The organism is Streptomyces sp. NPDC059002 (assembly GCF_042740435.1).
Classification (GTDB): domain Bacteria; phylum Actinomycetota; class Actinomycetes; order Streptomycetales; family Streptomycetaceae; genus Streptomyces.
Map to the genome: position 1 here is coordinate 74,504 of NZ_JBHYJI010000005.1, position 13,114 is coordinate 87,617.

14 protein-coding genes and 1 riboswitch are annotated in these 13,114 nt (G+C 71.0%); of the genes, 8 read left to right on the top strand and 6 right to left on the bottom strand.

Features of this window, described 5'->3' with window-relative positions:
• Positions 1–272 precede the first annotated feature (272 nt).
• Complete coding sequence (locus ACFWZ2_RS06985; RefSeq protein ID WP_384542979.1) at positions 273–725, top strand: ATP-binding protein; 453 nt, start codon at positions 273–275, stop codon at positions 723–725.
• 16 nt (positions 726–741) lie between these two features.
• Here ACFWZ2_RS06985 and ACFWZ2_RS06990 read toward each other — a convergent pair whose 3' ends face one another.
• Entirely contained in the window at positions 742–1,653 is a 912-nt protein-coding gene (locus tag ACFWZ2_RS06990; RefSeq protein WP_384542981.1) for a LysR family transcriptional regulator, read from the bottom strand.
• Between the two features lie 142 nt (positions 1,654–1,795).
• Here ACFWZ2_RS06990 and ACFWZ2_RS06995 point away from each other — a divergent pair, with 142 nt between their 5' ends.
• Entirely contained in the window at positions 1,796–2,413 is a 618-nt protein-coding gene (locus ACFWZ2_RS06995) for a LysE family translocator (RefSeq protein ID WP_384542983.1), read from the top strand.
• Between the two features lie 84 nt (positions 2,414–2,497).
• Here the strand turns inward: ACFWZ2_RS06995 and ACFWZ2_RS07000 are convergent, their stop codons facing one another.
• The 3 genes from ACFWZ2_RS07000 to ACFWZ2_RS07010 all read right to left on the bottom strand — a co-directional run bounded on the left by ACFWZ2_RS07000 (position 2,498) and on the right by ACFWZ2_RS07010 (position 4,449).
• Positions 2,498–2,971, bottom strand: coding sequence for a C40 family peptidase (locus tag ACFWZ2_RS07000; protein WP_384542986.1), 474 nt, complete (start codon positions 2,969–2,971; stop codon positions 2,498–2,500).
• A 3-nt stretch (positions 2,972–2,974) separates the two neighbouring features.
• Positions 2,975–3,180: riboswitch (cyclic di-AMP (ydaO/yuaA leader) on the bottom strand.
• A gap of 317 nt (positions 3,181–3,497) precedes the next feature.
• Positions 3,498–3,806 (bottom strand): hypothetical protein, encoded by a 309-nt coding sequence (locus ACFWZ2_RS07005; protein ID WP_384542988.1) that lies wholly within the window; start codon positions 3,804–3,806, stop codon positions 3,498–3,500.
• 7 nt (positions 3,807–3,813) lie between these two features.
• Positions 3,814–4,449, bottom strand: coding sequence for an ATP-dependent Clp protease proteolytic subunit (locus ACFWZ2_RS07010; protein WP_384542990.1), 636 nt, complete (start codon positions 4,447–4,449; stop codon positions 3,814–3,816).
• 147 nt (positions 4,450–4,596) lie between these two features.
• On the opposite strand from ACFWZ2_RS07010, the gene ACFWZ2_RS07015 reads away from it, so the two are divergent.
• Entirely contained in the window at positions 4,597–5,310 is a 714-nt protein-coding gene (locus ACFWZ2_RS07015) for a GNAT family N-acetyltransferase (RefSeq protein ID WP_384542993.1), read from the top strand.
• A 142-nt stretch (positions 5,311–5,452) separates the two neighbouring features.
• Here the strand turns inward: ACFWZ2_RS07015 and ACFWZ2_RS07020 are convergent, their stop codons facing one another.
• A complete protein-coding gene (locus ACFWZ2_RS07020; protein ID WP_384542995.1) occupies positions 5,453–8,146 on the bottom strand; it encodes an NACHT domain-containing protein in 2,694 nt (897 codons plus the stop codon).
• 258 nt (positions 8,147–8,404) lie between these two features.
• Between ACFWZ2_RS07020 and ACFWZ2_RS07025 the strand changes: the two genes are divergently transcribed.
• Positions 8,405–8,683 (top strand): type II toxin-antitoxin system Phd/YefM family antitoxin, encoded by a 279-nt coding sequence (locus ACFWZ2_RS07025; RefSeq protein ID WP_384542998.1) that lies wholly within the window; start codon positions 8,405–8,407, stop codon positions 8,681–8,683.
• Positions 8,684–8,748: 65 nt separating this feature from the next.
• Here ACFWZ2_RS07025 and ACFWZ2_RS07030 read toward each other — a convergent pair whose 3' ends face one another.
• Positions 8,749–9,762: an ABC transporter permease gene (locus ACFWZ2_RS07030; protein ID WP_384543001.1), complete on the bottom strand. Its 1,014-nt coding sequence runs from the start codon at positions 9,760–9,762 to the stop codon at positions 8,749–8,751.
• Between the two features lie 142 nt (positions 9,763–9,904).
• Between ACFWZ2_RS07030 and ACFWZ2_RS07035 the strand changes: the two genes are divergently transcribed.
• The 4 genes from ACFWZ2_RS07035 (at position 9,905) to ACFWZ2_RS07050 (ending at position 13,105) form a co-directional block, all read left to right on the top strand.
• Complete coding sequence (locus tag ACFWZ2_RS07035; protein WP_384543003.1) at positions 9,905–10,525, top strand: TetR/AcrR family transcriptional regulator; 621 nt, start codon at positions 9,905–9,907, stop codon at positions 10,523–10,525.
• 199 nt (positions 10,526–10,724) lie between these two features.
• On the top strand, positions 10,725–11,027 hold the full coding sequence (locus ACFWZ2_RS07040) for an urease subunit gamma (protein ID WP_384543005.1): 303 nt from the start codon (positions 10,725–10,727) through the stop codon (positions 11,025–11,027).
• A gap of 52 nt (positions 11,028–11,079) precedes the next feature.
• Entirely contained in the window at positions 11,080–11,391 is a 312-nt protein-coding gene (locus ACFWZ2_RS07045; protein WP_384543364.1) for an urease subunit beta, read from the top strand.
• Positions 11,384–13,105, top strand: coding sequence for an urease subunit alpha (locus ACFWZ2_RS07050; RefSeq protein ID WP_384543007.1), 1,722 nt, complete (start codon positions 11,384–11,386; stop codon positions 13,103–13,105). The genes ACFWZ2_RS07045 and ACFWZ2_RS07050 overlap by 8 nt, the downstream gene beginning before the upstream one ends.
• The last annotated feature ends 9 nt before the right edge of the window (positions 13,106–13,114 follow it).

The following is a 13,114-nucleotide window of genomic DNA, read 5'->3' on the forward strand; positions in this document are numbered from 1 at the left end:
CGTCTCCTTCCGGACGGAGCCGTCGGTGTCCCGGCGGCTGTGCGGGGGACAGTAGGCGACAGTAGAGGAAGTGCCGGTCTCTCGCCCAAATACGGTCTGTCGTGGCAGAGTTCACCGCTTCGAGCGACAGATATATGCACATCTCGGTGGATCGCCACCCGTGACCGGCCAAGGAGTGGCAGGCTGGCGCGAAGCACCAGTCCGGGGTTGTCCTCGAGTCATCCGCCACGAGTCGGCGAGACCAGTCCCGGTGGGAAAGGGACAGCGTCGCCATGGCAGATCACCAGGAAGCATCCGTCACCCTGCCGAGCGATCCTGCCTCGGTTTCCGCGGCCAGGAAATTCGTCTCTCGGGTGCTCTTGGAATGGGGCCTGCCAGGGGAGGACGAAGTAACCGACACGATCAGGCTGATCGTCTCCGAGCTCGCCACGAACGCCGTGCAGCACACCCTCGGCCAGTCGCCGACCTTCACCGTGGACCTGGAGCTCGACCGGGACGAGCAGCTGCGCATCGGCGTCACCGACAGCCACCCCCGCTACCCCAAGCGGCTGCCCGCCGCCGTCCAGCAGGACAACGGCCGCGGCATGGTCATCATCCGCTGGCTGGCCGCCGAGTGCGGCGGCCGGCTGTCCGTCAGCCCCACCGAGGAGGGCGGCAAGACGGTCTGGATCGCCCTGCCCTGGACGGCGCCTGTGCAGGACAGACACCGCGACGCGGCCCGCTGACCCCCGCGCCGCCGGTTCAGCCCGCCGAGCGTCCATAGGCCCCGCGCAGCAGCGCACGGAAGGAGTCCGCCGCGGCGCCCGACTCGTCGGTGCGGTGGACGACGGAGATGGTGCGCCTCAGATCGCCGGGCGCCAGCGGCCGCATCCCGACCGGGGTCGCGGCGGTGCGTGCCACCATCTCCGGCACCACGGCGATGCCGAGCCCGGCGCTGACCAGCGCGCAGACCAGTGCGTAGCCCGGCGTCTCGACCACCACCGAGGGCGTCGCACCGGCCCGCGCGAGGGCGCGCTCCACGGCCTGCCGCGGCGGATGGTCCGGCGCCATGCTGATCAGCGGCTGCCCGGCGAGCGCGTCGAGCGGCAGCCGTGACGTGCCGCTCGCGAGCGCGTGCCCCGGCTGCGTCACCAGGACCAGCTCCTCGACAAGGACCGGCTCGGCCGACACGGAGGCGGGCAGCGGCGTCGCGTCGGCGGGTTCGTACGCGTGGGTGAGGGACAGGTCGACCTCGCCCGCCGCCACGGCCGCGACGCCGAGCGGCGGTTCATAGCCCGCGACCGTCAGTTCCACGTCCGGGTGGGCCCTGCGGAACGCGGTCAGGACGGGCGGCAGCAGATGGATGCCGCCCGTCGGGAAGGTGCCGACGCGCAGCCTGCCGCCGGACAGGCCCGCGACCTGCGCCAGTTCGTGCCGGGCGCGTTCCATCTCGTCGAGCACCCGGCGGGCCCTGGCCACGAGCAGCTCGCCCGCGCCGGTCAGCCGCGCCCCGCGATGGTGCCGCACGAGCAGCCCGGTCCCGGCCTCCCGCTCCAGCTTGGCGAGTTGCTGGGAGAGGGCGGGCACGGTGTAGCCGAGGCGCTCGGCGGCCCGGGTGATCGAACCGGCCTCGGAGACCGCGACGAGTGCGGCGAGCCGCGTGGGGTCGTACATGGCAGCTCCCTGCGGCGCGGAGTACGTGCGTACGGCGAAGGGCGGCGGGGCGCCCGGAAGCCGGAGCTTAAACGTCTGCTTAAGGCAGGCTCAGGATATTGCACATACCCGTTGAAGGCTCGGTCCCGGCAGTCTTGGCGCCATGGACGCACAACTGGTCGCCTTCACCCTGTTCGCGGCGGGCATGGTCGCCATGCCCGGCGCCGACTTCGCCGTCGTCGTACGCAACTCCCTCGCCTCACGGCGGGCCGGTGTGGCCAGCGCGGTCGGGGTCGCGGGCGGGCTCCTGGTGCACACGGCCCTCGCGGTCGCGGGCGTCGCGGCGGTGCTCGCCGCCGTGGCCGCGCTCTTCCGCGCGCTCCAACTGATCGGTGCCGCCTATGTGCTGTACCTCGCCTACCGCGCGCTGCGGTCCGCGGCGCGGCCGCGGGAAGCGGCGCCGGAGGCACCCGTGGTGCGGGGCGGGGCTCTGCGGGAGGGCTTCCTCACCAACGCCCTCAACCCGAAGGCGTCGATCACGTTCCTGAGCGTGCTGCCCCAGTTCGTGCCCGCGGGCAGTCCCGCGATGCCGCGGACGCTGCTGCTCGCGTCCATCGTCGTGGCGTTCGCCCTGCTGTGGTTCCCGGTGGTGGCGCTGCTGGTCGACCGGCTCGGCACGTGGCTGCGACGGCCTCGTACGGCCCGCGCCATCGAGGCGGCCACCGGTGCGGCGCTCGGCGCGCTGGGTCTGGTGCTCCTGGTGGAGCCGTTGCTGGCCTGAGGCCATCGGGGCGGTCGGGTGCGGCGGTTCGGAGCGTGCCCCCGAGCACTCCGGAGTGCTCGGGGACCGTCGGCGCGGCGCGGGTCAGCGGACCCGGCCGTACCAGACGCTCTTGGACCAGATCTTCTCCAGACGCACCACGGTTCCGCGCTTGGGCGCGTGCCATATGCGGCCGTCGCCCGCGTAGATCCCGACGTGGTAGACGTTCCGGCCGGAGTGGAAGAACACCAGGTCGCCCTTGGTGCGCTGCGACTTCTTGATGTGCTTGGTCTTGTTGTACTGCGCGGCGGCGGTGCGCGGGAGCTTCTTGCCCGTCTTCTTGAACGAATAGAGCGTGAGGCCCGAGCAGTCGAACCGGTTGGGCCCCGCGGCGCCGTAGCGGTAGGGGGAGCCCTTCTTGGACGCTGCGATCTTGAGCGCCTTCGTCCCGTGTGTTGCTGCCTCCGCTTCCGCGGTGAGCCCGGGGGCCACCATGGTGCCGCCTACTACGGCGAGCGTCAGGGCCGATGCGGCACCGGTCCTGGTGAGCAGCGACGGAACATGATTCAGCGCAGTCATGCGCAACCCTTCGTCAGCCGCCTGTGAAGGATGACCTGTCGGGTTCGGGCAGGCGAAGATGCCCGGCCGCGTCGTGCTCTGCGGCTTCACCCCAAGGGCGTCGTCCGGACTTCCCGGACGGGCCCGTCATGCCTGGGTCCTCCACTCCTGCCGTTGCACCCATGTCGACCGGTCATCCGGGTGGCGGCAGGACTCGGCGTCCGCCCGGACCGCCCCACCGCTGTGGCGGGGGCTTGTCGTCGGAAGGGATCTTGACCCGACAAGGGCGAAAAAACCGAGCCGAAACGGTGTTTTGTGAGGCTCCTCACGACTGACCCGTTCGGGTGGACACTGTCGAAATGGGGTCTGGGTCCCCGTGGCTGACGATGGTTCGACCAGCACCGGAATGAAGCATTCCGCGCGCGTCGTACACACCTGGCGCAACTCTCGACCACGGCCTGACGGACCCTCGGCTACGCCATACGGGGGACCCCGCCTGGTCCGTTTCGAAGGCGGCCCGGACGTTCCCGCGAGCGGTTCGCCGTGGTCAACTCCCCGGCAGCGGCGGCACGGTGACCCGCCGGGCCCGCCGCTCGCCGTCGAGCACGCGCAGCGCCTGGGCCAGCGTCGGCGCATGCACCTCGCTCTCGCCGCGCTGATGCATCAGCGTCAGTGCGTCCCGCAGAGCCGTCGCCCTGCTGACCAGGGCCTGGGCGGCGCGCAGCCCGCCGTAGGTGTGCTCGGCGCGGGCCGGATTGATCCGGCCGACCAGATCGACGACTTCGAGGTAGCGGTCGATCAGCTCGGCCTCGGCGCGCGTCAGCGCCGGCAGGGGCGGGAGTTCGGGCGGCAGCATCTCGGCCTCACCTCGGGTCGCGCGCGGCGAGCGAGGTCTTGCGGGTCGGGATGATGCGGTCCACGAGCCCGTACTCGACGGCCGCGGGGGCGTCGAGGATCTTGTCCCGTTCGATGTCGGCACTGATCCGCTCGGGGCTCTGCCCGGTGTGCCGTACGAGGAGTTCCTCCAGGAGCCGCCGGGTGCGCAGGATCTCGTCGGCCTGGATGGCCAGGTCGCTGGCCTGTCCCTGGATCGGCTCGGTGACGGACGGCTGGTGGATGAGCACACGCGCACCGGGCAGCGCGAACCGCTTGCCGGGCGTGCCCGCGGCGAGCAGCACGGCGGCGGCCGACGCCGCCTGGCCGAGGCAGGTCGTCTCCACGTCACAGCTGACGAACTGGATCGTGTCGTAGAGGGCGGTCATCGCGCTGAACGAGCCGCCGGGGGAGTTGATGTACAGCGAGATGTCGCGGTCCGGCGCCTGGTATTCGAGGTGCATGAACTGCGCCATCACGTCGTTCGCCGACGTGTCGTCGATGGGGGTGCCGAGGAAGACGATCCGCTCGTCGAGGAGCTTCGAGTACGGATCCAGGGTCCGCGTCCCCGAACTCGTGCGCTCGGTGAACTGGGGCAGGACATAACGGGCGGACGGACGGTTCATGGCACGCCTCTTTTCGTGGGGTCGACCTGGCGCCGTTCGTGGAGGGGCCAGGGCCTCTGTAAAAAATGTACAGGACGTACGTTCATGGAGGGAGTGGGGCCACCGGATCCGCGGCACGGGCGGTGCCCCGCGTACCCTCGACGGGCCATGCAAAAGGAAGAGAAGGATCTGCTCGCGCTCGAAGTCGACGTCATCCACGGCCTCGGCACCCGGCCGGTCGGCGACCGGGCGACCGTGACGGACCCGTCGGTGCGCGCCGTGTGGTCCTGGTCGCCGCGGGCACGTCTGCTGGCGCTGGGTCCCGGCGTAGAGGATCCGGGTCCGGTCGACGTCGCGGCACAGCCGTACACACCGGAAGAGATACCGGCCGCGCTGACCCGGCTCGCGGCGGCCCTGGAGACCCCGGGCGACGCGGCACGGATCCAGGGCGGCCCGTGCTTCACCTTCCCCGACCGCCTGGCCGAGCCCTCTCCCGCGCCCCTGCCGCTCCTGGTCTCGGACGCCGAAGGGCGGCGCGCCGCACGGCAGTTGAGCCGTCCGGGGAACTGGCAGCCCGGCGAATGGCAGGAGTTGATCTCCGGGGCCGCGGGGGAGTGGGCGATGGCCGTGCACGACAGCGAGCCCGTGTCGATCTGCCACACCCCGGCCGCGAACGCCCGCGCCGCGGAGGCCGGGATCTGGACCCGCGCGGACCACCGGGGCCGCGGCCTCGCACCGGCCGCGGTCGCCGCCTGGTCGCGGCGCGCGGGCAAGGGCAGGGACGTGCTCTTCTACAGCACCACCGTCGACAACCACGCCTCGCGCGCAGTGGCCCGCACCCTCGGCCTCAGGCCGCTCGGCTGGATCTGGGTGGTGCATTGAGGGTCTCGGTCCTGCCCGAGGCGCCCCGTCCCGATGGGTGTGCCGGGGACGGGACGCCGATGTGCGTCGGTCGCAGGGGCGTGGTTCAGCAGCTGGCGGTCCGCTCCAAGGGCGGCGCTGTCATGGATCCGTCGGACAGGCCCTAGCCCCGGCCCTGTTCGAGACCCGCCTCGTACGCGAAGTCCACGCCGTTCAGGGAATCGAGGCCCAGGACGGTCTGCTCCGGATGGACGCGCAGGAGGCGCAGGCCCGGATGACCGGCCAGGGTCGATACGTCGACGGGGCTGTCGGCGTGCTCCAGTTCGAGGGTGGCCAACCGGGTGGCCGACCTGAGCCACTCCCACGTCGCGGACAGATCAGCCGGTGCACGCAGTTCGGTGAGAGCTTCCCCGGTCAGTGCCAGGGCGAGCACGGGTGCGGGCAGCCCCGGATGCAGCCGCACGCGTGCGCGGCCGCCGAGGTCCCGCAGGGCCGCCAGCTCGTCCGTGGTCGTCACGGTGAAGCGGACCCCGTCGTCGTCGAGGTCGGCCAGGACGCCCTCCGCGTACGCACGTGTCGCGAACCGCGGCCATGAGGAAGCCAGCAGCTGCCGGATGCGCAGATCGGGAACACGCTGGTAGAGAGCCAGCAAGGGAATGGCCGCGTCGCCCCCGATCGCCACGGCGGTCTGCACGGTGCAGCGGGCCTCCTCGCTGGAGAGGCGATCGGGACCGGGCAACTGCTCCAGCACCACGCCGCCGAAGTCCACCAGGTCCGAGACGTCGGACGGGGTGCGGGGCGGGATGAGGTTCCTGGCGCAGCGCTCGACCTCCGCCCGTACGTTCGGATCGAGTTCAGTGGCGTATTCGAGGGCCGCGACGGCCAGCAGATGCAGATGCTTCCTGCGTCCGGTCGACATGGCGGTGTCACCGCTGCGCACCAGCGAGAGGAGGAACTCGGCACACTCCTTGGGCCGGGCGTGCGCCACCGCCATCCGTACGACGTCTTCCCACTGCGGCTCTTGGGCGCGCAGCAGCAACAGGGCCGTGTCGCCCTCCTCCACGGCCGCCTTCGCCCCCAGATAGTCCTGGAAAGTGCGGTGGATGAAGTCGATCGTGCCTTCGCTCGGCTCGCGGAGCAGCCCGCTGCGGAGCAGCAGATGCCGGAAGATCTCCTGGCCTCCGCCCTGCGCCGCGGCGACGGGCACACCGGGCAGCGCGTCGGAGACGATCCGCTCCGCGTGCCTGCGGTCGAGTTCGGCCTTGCCGTTCAGGATGAATTTGTAGGCGAGCCGCTGCAGCAGCCGGACCTTCGGCTCTTCGCTCAGCTCGATCCCGTCCGGCGGCCGCATGTCCCGCTCGCGGTCGCGGCGCGAGAGCAGCAGGGACAAGGCGGCGCTGTACAGCTCCTTGCGGGCGTGGGGCAGATAGCCGCGCCGGTCGCAGTGGAGCGCGCAGATCAGACCGCACATCAGCGGATTCGTGGCCAGGCGTGCCAGGTCGTGCTTGGTGCGGACCGCGACGATCAGCGAGGACTCGTACGCGTCCAGCTGCTCCGCGTCATCGGGCCTGACCGTGCTGCGTGCGGCCTTGTGCCAGCGGCGGATGAACGTGGTGACGTCGTCGCCGCGCATCGGCGCGAGGGAGAGCTCCGAGAACTTCATGCTGGTCAGCCACCCGTCCCGCACCGCCGACGGGCGGGACGTGACCAGCCAGAGGTTGTCCTCGTAGGTGCTCAGGAGCTCATGGAGCCAGCTGCGGGCCCGTTCGCGGACCACTTCCGGTGCCTCGTCGATGCCGTCGACGAGGATGAGGGCCCGATTGGCGAGCAGGACGCGGTCGACCCAGCCGGGCGGCTGGGCGGCGGCCAGGGGGTTGTTGCTGTGCCGGAGGAAGCCGTCGGGGGTCGGCAGCTCCGCGTCGTGGCGGGTGAGGGTGCGGATCGGCAGCACGAGGGGGATGCGGCCCGCCAAGGGGTCGAGGGCCGCACCTCCGTCACGGAAGGTCCCCGGGTTCTGCTGGGCCGTGGTCACCGCGAGCCACTGCACCAGCGTCGTCTTCCCGGAACCGGCGACTCCCCTGAGGAGAATGCGGCTCCGGCTGGCGAACGCGTCCTCCACGGGGATGGGCGCCTGCGTCGAGTAACCGCCGACTGCCGCCTGAAGACTCAGATAGGCGGTGTCGAGGGGCCACTGGTCCAGGGCGTTCGAGAGGTCGATCCCGTAGATCATGAGCATCCCGTACCTGCGGGCGATGTACGCGCGATAGCGGGTCTCGAACTCGACGTCCTGGGTGAACGGTGACCTCGACCGTTCAAGGAGCTGGTCGACCTTGGCCACGGTTTCTGTGAGCAAACGGCTCTGCTCCACGACCGTGCGCGGCACGAAGGTGGACCGCTGGGTGAAGAAGTGCAGGATGTGCAGGCATGCGGTCTCCATGACGGAGTCGTACAGCAGGGTTCCGCTCGCGGAGAGGGTGTGGGTGGCTCGGGGATCCGCCGCCTTCAGGTTCCTGGCGAGTGCGAGATGACCCAGGCCGACGGCCTGCACATCGTCCATGTCGAGATCGCCCAGGCAGTGCAGGGTGTTCGCCACGGCAAAGGCGACGGCGGACAGCTCGGAGTCCTCCACCGGCCGCTCGCCCGCCGCGGCGACGATCCGCTGCACCAGGTCGGCCGCCAGCTTCTCCAGATCGGCCCTGGTGAGGCTGCTCTTCTCGCCGCGGAAGGAGACGAGGGACGAGATCCGGGCGGCGCCGGGAGCCAGCCCGGCGCCTGCGCCCTCCTGGACGAAGAGCTTCTTCACGAGAGGTGCCGCGACCGCCGAAGCCAGCCGCCCGGCCACGAAACCTGCGTCCATGCCCCACCCTTCCCCTCCGCACGCCCCGAACAGCGCTCATGAGCGGCAACTCCCCTAGGGCAGTTGCTCATTGGCCGTTCGCGGGGTGGCGGACCGGTGCCTTCGCTGGGCAGCAACCTAGGCCGATTCGGATGCCGGGGCCAGCCGCCGGGCGAGGGGTGTGCCGGGCGCGGAACCGCCGGTCCGCCCCCGAGGTGGACGCCCGGCCCGCCACCGCTCACGGAACGGCTTCCTGAGGTGGCGTTTAAGCTGGGGAGCATGGCCTACGAGATTCCGGTGACGCAAGCCCGAGCAGAGCTCGCCGAGCTGATCAACCGCGTCGTCTACGGCGGTGAGCGGGTCGTCGTCACCCGGCACGGCAAGCCGCTCGTGGCCCTGGTCTCGGCCGCCGACCTGGAGCGCCTCGAAGGGCTCGCGGACGCCACGGAGGAGCGGACCATCAGCTCCGTCACCTCGATCGGCGCCGCCCCGCAGGCCTCCGGCGAACAGCAGCGGTTCGGCATCGCCGCGGAGCACCGGGGGCCCAACGCCACGTAGCGGCGCGGACGGTGAGGAGACGGCGCCCCGGCCGGCCGGAGCCGCCCGGGTCGACCGCCGCCGCTTCAGCCGACCGGCGCCGCCTCCGGCCGCACCACGGTCCGCTCGGCGGTGACCGGTGCGCGCCGCCCGCGCAGCGCGCCGAGCACGACGGCCGTGAGGCCGAGCGCGGCCCACAGGCCGAGGGTGAGGGCGGGGCCCGCGGCCCGCGCCCCGTCGAAGAAGGACACCGAGCGCAGCAGGGAGCCTCCCGCGCCCGGCGGCAGCAACTGGCCGATGAATCCCACCGGTTCGGGCAGCAGTTGAGGCGCCGAGGTCACGCCGGAGAACGGGTTGCCGAGCAGGACCATCGTCAGGGCGCCGACCCCTATCCCCGCCGGGCCGATCAGCGCCGCGAGTCCGGCGACGGTGGCGGCCACCGCGAGCGTGGACAGGCCCAACGCCCCGGCTTCCGCCCACCAGTTGCCGGTCAGGATGCCCAGCCAGCTGTCCGTGAGCGCGGCCGCGACGGCGCCGACGAGCACGGCCGCGGCGACGAGGGCGAGCACCGCGCGGCTGCCGCGGAGACCGAACAGGGTCACGAGCGACCCGGCCGCGACCCCCGCGATCGCGAGCGGCAGCACGCTGGACCCGAGGGCCGAGCCCCGCGGATCGGCCTGGGGCGCGGGCACCACGTCGACCGTCGGCACCGGCTTGCCCTCCGGGGCCTGGCTCTGCACGGCCTGCTGCAGGAGCTGGGCGACGACCGGGCTCGCGGCCGACGCGGTCAGCAGCTTCGGTCCCTGGGGTGTGGCGACGACCGCGCCGTACACGGTCCGGTCCTCGATGGCGGCACGGGCCGCGGCCTCGTCGGCGTAGCGGTGGATCTCGAACGCGCCCTGCTGCCGCTGGAGTTGCTGTGCGACGGGGCCCGCCGCCGCGGTCGGCCCCGCGACGCCGAGCGGCAGGTCGCGGGGCGCGGTGCGGGCGGCGGGCCAGGCGAAGGCCCAGAGCGCGAGGGTGACGAGCAGCGGAACGAGGACGGCCACCATCACGATGCGGCGCCCCTGCGGGGGTGCGGTGGCGGGCGGCGTGGGCATGTGTTCTTCCTCCACGAGAAGGGCGCCCGGGGCGGGGTCCCGGGCCGCGGCGCATAGAGAATGATCGTTCGTTTTACGTGAGTCACTGTCCTTCGGGGGCGGCTCGCTTGTCAAGAATGAATGTTCGTTTTACTTTGTGCGCATGGCCCGGGTATCCCAAGAACACCTCGACGCACGACGTCGGCAGATCCTCGACGGCGCGGCGCTCTGCTTCGCGCGCAACGGCTTTCACGCCGCGTCGATGCAGGACGTCCTGAAGGAGGTGGGCCTCTCGGCCGGTGCGGTCTACCGCTACTTCCGCGGCAAGGAAGAGCTGATCGAGGCCATCGTCTCCGAGGTGCTCGACGAGATCCGGGGCATTTTCGAGGCGGCCGCGGAGCAGAGCCCGCCGCCCCCGCCGCACGTCCTGGTCGGCAAGGTCCTCGGTGATGTGCTCGACCTCAAGCCCGGTCTCACGGACGGCGCCAAGTCGTACTACCCGCGGCTGATGATCCAGGTGTGGACGGAGACCCTCCGCAACGACGGCCTCTCGGCGATCCTCCAGGAGGGGTACGTCCAGGTGCGGGCCGCGTGGGTGCGCGTCGTCGAGGGGTATCAGAAGGCGGGCATGATGCGCTCCGACGTCCCCGCCGACCATGTCGCACGGACCATGATCGCCCTCGCGCAGGGATTCGCCGCGCAGTACGCCCTGTTCGACGATGTCGCCGTCGAGATGCTCCAGGACGGCCTGCGCGCACTGGTAAGTATGGATCTTCCCAGCTGACGGTCATGGGTCGGTCAATGGCTGGTTAACCTCGTTGAAACTCCTCCCAACTACCCTCCCGTGCCACGCCACCAGGGGATTTCGTAACCAGGGTGCGAAAGATCGAAGACTTTCGCTGTGTGTTACATCTATATCCGTCGCGGTGGCCGCGGCAGCCGAACCCCGCACGGTTCGGAGCGAGGACTGTGAGGTGGGACGCGTGCAACTGACCCCGCACGAGCAGGAGAGACTGCTCATCCATGTGGCCGCGGATGTGGCCGAGAAGCGAAGGGCGCGGGGGCTGCTGCTCAACCACCCCGAGGCGATCGCCCTCATCACCTCCCACATCCTCGAAGGCGCCCGCGACGGTCGCACCGTGGCCGAATTGATGTCCTCCGGGCGCCGGGTCCTCACCCGTGACGACGTCATGGAGGGCATCCCCGAGATGATCCACGACGTCCAGGTCGAGGCCACCTTCCCGGACGGCACGAAGCTCGTCACCGTCCACGATCCGATCGTCTGACGGGAGTTCGCGCCTCATGCATGCCGCAGCGCACGCTGTCACGGGCCAGGGAATGATCCCCGGAGAGATCCTCTTCGCCGACGAGCCCGTCCCCTTCAACGAAGGCCGCGAGGTCACCCGCCTCACCGTCCTCAACGCCGCCGACCGCCCCGTCCAGGTCGGCTCCCACTACCACTTCGCCGAGGCCAACCCGGGTCTGGACTTCGACCGCGGCGCCGCGCACGGAAAGCGGCTGAACATCGCCGCGGGAACCGCCGTGCGCTTCGAACCCGGAATCCCCGTCGACGTCGAACTCGTCCCGCTGGCCGGCAAGCGCATCGTGCCCGGCCTGCGCGGCGAGACCGGAGGTGCCCTCGATGCCTGAGCTGTCCCGTGCCGCGTACGCCGATCTGTTCGGCCCCACCACCGGCGACCGGATCCGGCTCGCCGACACGGATCTGCTGATCGAGATCGAGCAGGACCTCTCGGGCGGCCCCGGGCGCTCCGGCGACGAGTCGGTGTTCGGCGGCGGCAAGGTCATCCGCGAGTCGATGGGCCAGTCCAGGACGACCCGCGCCGAAGGCGCCCCCGACACCGTCATCACCGGTGCCGTGATCATCGACCACTGGGGCATCGTCAAGGCCGACATCGGTGTCAGGGACGGCCGCATCACCGGCATCGGCAAGTCCGGCAACCCCGACACGATGGACGGCGTCCACCCCGAGCTCGTCATCGGCCCGGAGACCGAGGTCATCGCGGGCAACGGCAAGATCCTCACCGCGGGCGGCATCGACACCCACATCCACTTCATCTCGCCGACCATCGTCGACGAGGCCCTCGCCTCCGGGGTGACCACCCTCTTCGGCGGCGGCACGGGCCCGGCCGAGGGCAGCAAGGCGACCACCATCACCCCGGGTGCCTGGCATCTGGCCCGGATGTTCGCGGCCCTCGAGTCGAGTCCGGTCAACATCGGCTTCCTCGGCAAGGGCAACACCGTCAACGCCGATTCGATGCACGCCCAGCTCCGCGCGGGCGCCGTCAGCTTCAAGATCCACGAGGACTGGGGTGCGACGCCCGCCACCATCGACGCCTGCCTCAACGTCTGCGAGGAGACCGGCGCCCAGCTCGCCGTCCACACCGACACGCTCAACGAGGCGGGCTTCGTCGACGCCACCTTCGACGCCGTCGCGGGCCGCACCCTGCACGCCTTCCACGTCGAGGGCGCGGGCGGCGGCCACGCCCCCGACATGATCACGGCCGTCTCGCTGCCCAACATGCTGCCGAGCTCGACCAACCCCACCCGGCCGCACACCGTCAACACCGTCGAGGAGCACCTCGACATGCTGATGGTCTGTCACCACCTCAACCCGGCCGTCCCCGAGGACCTCGCCTTCGCCGAGTCCCGCATCCGGCCCACGACCATCGGGGCGGAGGACATCCTGCACGACCTCGGCGCCATCTCGATCATGTCCTCCGACTCCCAGGCGATGGGCCGGATCGGCGAGGTGATCATGCGTACATGGCAGACCGCACACGTGATGAAGCGCCGCCGCGGCTTCCTGCCGGGGGACACCCGCGCCGACAACCACCGCGCACGTCGCTATGTCGCCAAGTACACGATCAACGCGGCCGTCGCCCAGGGCATCGACCACGAGATCGGCTCGGTGGAGACCGGCAAGCTCGCCGACCTGGTGCTGTGGGAACCGGCGTTCTTCGGCGTCAAGCCCCAAGTCGTCCTCAAGGGCGGGCAGATCGCGTACGCGCAGATGGGCGACGCCAACGCGTCCATCCCGACCCCGCAGCCCGTCCTGCCGCGCCGCATGTACGGCGCGCACGGCAAGGCCCCGGCGCTGAACTCGATCAACTTCGTGACCCAGTCTGCCCTCGACGACGGACTGCCCGAACGCCTCGGCCTGGACAAGGCGTTCGCCCCGATCCGCTCGACACGCGGACGCTCCAAGGCGGACATGCGCGAGAACGACGCGCTGCCCCGGGTCGAGGTCGCCCCCGACAGCTTCGCCGTGACCATCGACGGCGAACTCGTCGAGCCGTCGCCCGCCGCGGAACTGCCGCTCGCCCAGCGGTACTTCCTCTTCTGACGGCCGCGA